At 65.4% G+C, this 474-nt stretch carries 2 pseudogenes; one reads left to right on the top strand and one right to left on the bottom strand.

The window, feature by feature from the left end:
• Window positions 1–119 (bottom strand): annotated as a pseudogene (locus MKK84_RS28455) (branched-chain amino acid ABC transporter substrate-binding protein); the annotation flags it as partial.
• On the opposite strand from MKK84_RS28455, the pseudogene MKK84_RS28450 reads away from it, so the two are divergent.
• Window positions 117–428, top strand: a pseudogene (locus MKK84_RS28450) (ABC transporter substrate-binding protein); the annotation flags it as partial. The pseudogenes MKK84_RS28455 and MKK84_RS28450 overlap by 3 nt on opposite strands.
• Window positions 429–474 lie beyond the last annotated feature (46 nt).

Below are 474 nucleotides of genomic sequence, written 5' to 3'. Positions count from 1 at the left end.
AGGTAGGCGCCGGCCACCGCGCCCTGCTGGTCGTCACGACCGCAGGTGCGGAAGGTGTTCCACATGCCGCGCTCGGTGAACTTCACGTTCGTGGAGGCGGGGGTGACCTGGATGATGCCGGCGTCTACCTGGCCAAGCACTTCAAGGGCAAGAAGATCGCCTTCGTCCACGACAAGACCCCCTACGGCAAGGGTCTTGCCGATGAGACCCTGAAGGTGCTCAAGGCCAAGGGCGGCAAGGACGTGATGTACGAGGGCATCAACCCGGCCGAGACGGATTATGCGGCGCTCGTGTCCAAGCTGAAGTCGGCCAATGTCGATGGCGTCTATTACGGCGGCGACTACACCGAGGCCGGGCTGATCCTGCGCCAGATTGTCGACCAGGGCCCCAAGCCGCCGAGGCAGGGCGGCGACGGCTGGGACGATAAGTAATGGGGGCCGATCTCAGTACCGCGCGCGAGGGGCACGCTGCCGC

It is taken from the genome of Methylobacterium sp. E-065, from assembly GCF_022829605.1.
Lineage (GTDB): Bacteria > Pseudomonadota > Alphaproteobacteria > Rhizobiales > Beijerinckiaceae > Methylobacterium.
This window is presented reverse-complemented; position numbering and strand designations above follow the sequence as displayed.